The sequence below is a fragment of the Planktosalinus sp. genome, from assembly GCF_059864935.1.
Genome location: NZ_JCBCCK010000276.1, coordinates 1 through 4,745, shown reverse-complemented (window position 1 = coordinate 4,745; position 4,745 = coordinate 1). Strand labels below are relative to the sequence as shown.

Sequence of the window (4,745 nt, the reverse complement as noted above, 5' to 3'; positions counted from 1 at the left end):
TATCTATGTGTGGGCCAACAATTCCGTCATCTCTGACCAATACACCAACACCAAGGCCGGTATAATTGTCCCCAACACTGGTCTGTGGATCTAGACTATTAGCCCTATGGATGCTTCTTCCGCGTGTATCATCTTTAACATCTGGGGCAACAATAAGCTCAACCCATTTTACAAACGGTAAACTTGCAAGGTCATTTAGACAATTGTCGGGAATAGACAAATCAATTAAATCTGACCCTTTATATTCTTGAATAATTTGAATTTGCAATTTTTCCAGCTCACTTTTTAATAGTTCAAGAGGCGCGTTTTTATGAAACTGTATTGTAACTTTTATGTTACTGCCGTCCATAGCCCAAGATTCAAATGGTGGGTAATTCAATTCTTTTGAAATTTTAAAAGCCGCTTCCAGCGGAATAATGCCTCGAACCCCATTGTCTCTAAGAAAGTCTATCGAAGTATTGGCAGGAAAATAAAACAAATAGGTTTTGTGAGGAATGTAATCCAGCAATTTTAAATTTGCGTTTTTGAACCTGTTCTGAATGGTTTGACTTGGAGTTTCATAAAATTGAATCCAGCCAAAATAACCATTGTCAAAATAGGCATGTTCAGGCATTTGGTTCCATTGAAATGTTTGAATGTTTTCCGGAAATTCAATAATTTCTTCTTGAAAATGAATGGTGTAATCGTTCTGGGAAAAACCGAAATTGAAAATAAAAATCAGGAGTAAGACCCCTATTATTCTTATTCTCGTTTGAGTAATTGTGGAGTTTTTTTTCATTGAAAGTTAAGATTGATAATAGAATAGATTTCCAAATATATCCATTAGAAATTAAAAACTTCATTTTTTTTTAGTTAAAATAATTTTACTAAATGTTAGACAAAACATCAAATTAAGTTTTAAGGCAGGGTTTTACTATCTTTGCAGCCATATGAAAAAAGAAATTCAAGAGTTGGTAGATGATGGTTTGATGTTGCCTTTGATGGAGGAATTTTACACCATTCAGGGAGAAGGTTTTCACAAAGGTACCGCTGCATATTTTATCAGAGTGGGCGGATGTGATGTGGGTTGTCACTGGTGTGATGTTAAAGAAAGCTGGAATGCAGATTTACACCCTCCATCACCAATTGAGCAAATTGTTGAGAATGCTGTAAAATATTCAAAAACTATCGTGGTTACAGGTGGTGAGCCGCTTACTTGGAATATGGTGCCGTTAACAACGGCTTTAAAATCCAAAGGACTTCAAACACATATAGAAACTTCAGGAGCATACAAACTCACAGGGGAATGGGACTGGATTTGCCTTTCACCAAAAAAAATAAAATTACCAGTTGAAGAAATTTATCCGGTTGCCAATGAACTAAAGGTAATTGTATTTAATAAAGACGACTTCAGGTTTGCAGAAGAGCAGGCAGCAAAAGTTTCCAATAACTGTATTTTGTACTTACAGCCTGAGTGGAGCAATCGTGCAAAAATGACCCCTTTCATAGTGGATTATATCATGCAAAATCCCAAATGGAAAGTTTCACTCCAAACACACAAATACCTCAATATTCCTTAAAGTTTATTTTGTCTTTGTGAAAGGCACCTCTATAAAACGATCGTCCCAGCCAATCATCAGGCTCACGCCATTAGAAGTGGGTTTAAACGCCATAGAAAGCGATTCAATTGTAGCTGCTGCACTTTGTGATTTAACTGTTAGACGTGCATGGTCCAAACTCTCGTCATAATTAAAAGCACCCCAAGCATTGGTGTCGCAATTAATAATTACAACCCACTCTTTTTCCTTGGGAATAGTGTAAAGTGTATATGTTCCCGGTGTAATAATTTCGTTGCCAAACTTCAAAGGTTCATATATTTCCAATTCTGTGGCTTCGTTAGCACCGGTGCGCCATACTTCACCGAAAGGTACCAAATCACCAAAAATAACCCTGTTGCGTTTTTGTGGCCTGCTGTAAATCACACGGATTAGTGGAGACATATCATTATTTCTCGCTATCGAAATATCCATCGGACTGGCATCAAGTCTTGGAAATTCTTGAGCAGATGACTGTAAAGGGAACAAAAATATTATTGTAAGAAGGAGTGTGAGTTTTGAAATTTTCATTGAAGATTCAATTTTAATTTCTCAAAAATAACGAATTAGGCTTCTATGCATGTCAAAATTTTATGTTAAATAATTTTGTGTAGAGATTCAATAGAAATCGGAGCTGAAAATAAAATAATTTTTCCACAGAAATTTGTTAATAACTTAACAGCCAAAAGATGTGTTAAACCTCAATTTTACTAATGGTTTTGTTATATTTGCCCGTTAAGCTTTTTTTGTAAAAACAAGTATCAAAAAGCTTCCTAAAATATAAAATTTCAACCTAAAAAATTTATGAGCGAAGAATCAAAAAAAACTTATGGTGCCGATAGTATTCAGGCACTGGAAGGAATGGAACATGTGCGCAAGCGTCCATCAATGTACATTGGTGATACCGGACTGCGTGGTTTGCACCATTTGGTTTATGAAGTAGTGGATAATTCCATTGATGAAGCTATGGGTGGCCATTGTGATCGCATTGATATCTGGATGAATGAAAATGGTTCACTATCGGTAAAAGACAACGGTAGGGGTATTCCTGTTGACCTTCACAAAAAAGAAGGCGTTTCAGCACTTGAAGTGGTGATGACCAAAATTGGTGCAGGGGGTAAATTTGATAAAGATTCTTATAAAGTTTCCGGAGGTCTTCACGGTGTTGGGGTTTCTGTTGTAAATGCACTTTCCACCCACCTTAAAGCTACTGTTTATCGCGATGGGAAAATTTGGGAGCAGGAATATGAACGAGGTAAAGCCTTATATCCTGTTAAATCTGTCGGAGAAGCAATAGACAGAGGTACCTTGGTAACTTTTACCCCGGATCCGTCCATTTTTCAACAAACCACAGAGTTTATTTATGACACCCTTGCCGGAAGAATGCGCGAGCTCGCTTTTCTCAATAAAGGAATAACAATTACGCTGACTGACAGAAGAAAACCCAATGAAGACGGAAGTTTTGAAACTGAAACATTCCATAGCAAAGAAGGCTTAAAGGAGTTTATCCGTTATCTGGACGGCAATCGTGAGCCGCTAATAAAAAATGTTATTTCCCTGGAGTCTGAAAAAAATGATATTCCCGTTGAGGTGGCCATGATTTACAACAACTCCTTCAATGAAAACTTACATTCATACGTTAACAATATCAATACCCACGAAGGAGGTACGCATCTTTCAGGTTTTAGAAGGGGCTTGACAACCACACTAAAGAAATATGCCGACAACTCCGGATTGCTTGACAAACTCAAATTTGAGATTTCGGGTGATGATTTTCGTGAAGGATTAACAGCCATTGTTTCTGTGAAAGTAGCCGAACCACAGTTTGAGGGTCAAACCAAAACCAAACTGGGCAACAGGGAAGTTACTGCCGCCGTAAGTCAGGCAGTTTCAGAAATGCTTACTGATTATCTGGAAGAAAACCCAGATGATGCCAAGACCATCGTTCAAAAAGTAATCCTTGCAGCACAGGCCAGGCACGCTGCGTCAAAAGCTCGTGAGCTTGTACAGCGCAAGAGTGTGATGAGTATAGGAGGTCTGCCCGGTAAACTTTCAGACTGCTCTGAGGAAGATCCAACACTTTGTGAGGTTTTCCTTGTTGAGGGTGACTCTGCAGGTGGAACCGCAAAACAAGGACGCGACAGGAATTTTCAGGCCATTTTGCCGCTAAGAGGTAAAATCCTTAACGTGGAAAAAGCCATGCAACACAAGGTTTTTGAAAACGAAGAAATCAGGAATATTTACACGGCACTTGGTGTTACCATCGGTACCGAGGAAGACAGCAAAGCATTAAACCTTTCCAAACTGCGCTACCATAAAATTGTCATTATGTGTGATGCCGACGTAGATGGTAGCCACATTGCAACGCTTATTCTTACGTTCTTCTTCCGCTATATGCGTGAGTTGATTGAAGCCGGGCACGTTTATATTGCTACACCGCCACTTTACCTGATTAAAAAAGGCAACAAAAAAACCTATGCCTGGAGCGATAAAGACCGTGACAGAATCAATATGGAATTTGGAGGAAGTGCTGCAATACAGCGTTACAAAGGTCTTGGTGAAATGAATGCAGAACAACTTTGGGATACCACGATGAACCCTGAATTCAGAACCTTAAGACAGGTAACTATCGATAACCTGAGTGAAGCTGATCATATTTTCTCAATGCTCATGGGCGATGAGGTGCCACCTCGTAGAGAATTTATTGAAAAGAATGCAATTTATGCCAATATTGACGTATAAACAATCCTATTTTTAATTAATTAAAAAACCTCATTAAAACTTTATTGAGGTTTTTTTACTTTAAAAGTTTCGGGTTTTATAAATTTAAACTGTTCTAATATATTGAAGACTTTAAAAAATACAATTATGAGAAAACTTAGTATATTATTCTTGTTATTTGCAAGTGTGTTTGCCCATTCCCAAAATCAACTGGAAGACCTTTTGGCTGCCGGTATTGAAGATGCACAACGCTTTTCTGAAGGATATATTAAACCTGCAGCTGAAGGAGTGATTTACAATTTGTCAAATGGATGGATGCAAACTGCCGAAGTCAAGAAACCTTTAAAGTTTGAAATTTCACTTATTGGAAATGCAACCATTATAAATAAAGAAAAAAGAAGCTTCACACTGAATACCAATGATTATAACAATTTGTATTTCAGAGATGAA

5 protein-coding genes are annotated in these 4,745 nt (G+C 37.7%); 3 read left to right on the top strand and 2 right to left on the bottom strand.

The window, feature by feature from the left end:
* On the bottom strand, nt 1–778 hold a 778-nt coding region (locus AC6F75_RS09300), incomplete at its 3' end, for a DUF8729 domain-containing protein (protein ID WP_500714732.1).
* 151 nt (nt 779–929) lie between these two features.
* Here AC6F75_RS09300 and AC6F75_RS09295 point away from each other — a divergent pair.
* Nucleotides 930–1,559: a radical SAM protein gene (locus AC6F75_RS09295; RefSeq protein ID WP_500714731.1), complete on the top strand. Its 630-nt coding sequence runs from the start codon at nt 930–932 to the stop codon at nt 1,557–1,559.
* A 3-nt stretch (nt 1,560–1,562) separates the two neighbouring features.
* Here the strand turns inward: AC6F75_RS09295 and AC6F75_RS09290 are convergent, their stop codons facing one another.
* Nucleotides 1,563–2,105: a DUF2911 domain-containing protein gene (locus AC6F75_RS09290; RefSeq protein WP_500714730.1), complete on the bottom strand. Its 543-nt coding sequence runs from the start codon at nt 2,103–2,105 to the stop codon at nt 1,563–1,565.
* Nucleotides 2,106–2,378: 273 nt separating this feature from the next.
* Here AC6F75_RS09290 and gyrB point away from each other — a divergent pair, with 273 nt between their 5' ends.
* Both gyrB and AC6F75_RS09280 read left to right on the top strand, forming a co-directional pair.
* Nucleotides 2,379–4,316 (top strand): DNA topoisomerase (ATP-hydrolyzing) subunit B, encoded by a 1,938-nt coding sequence (gyrB, locus tag AC6F75_RS09285; protein ID WP_500714729.1) that lies wholly within the window; start codon nt 2,379–2,381, stop codon nt 4,314–4,316.
* A 126-nt stretch (nt 4,317–4,442) separates the two neighbouring features.
* Nucleotides 4,443–4,745 (top strand): DUF6588 family protein (locus tag AC6F75_RS09280; RefSeq protein ID WP_500714728.1); only part of this gene is annotated, 303 nt, incomplete at its 3' end.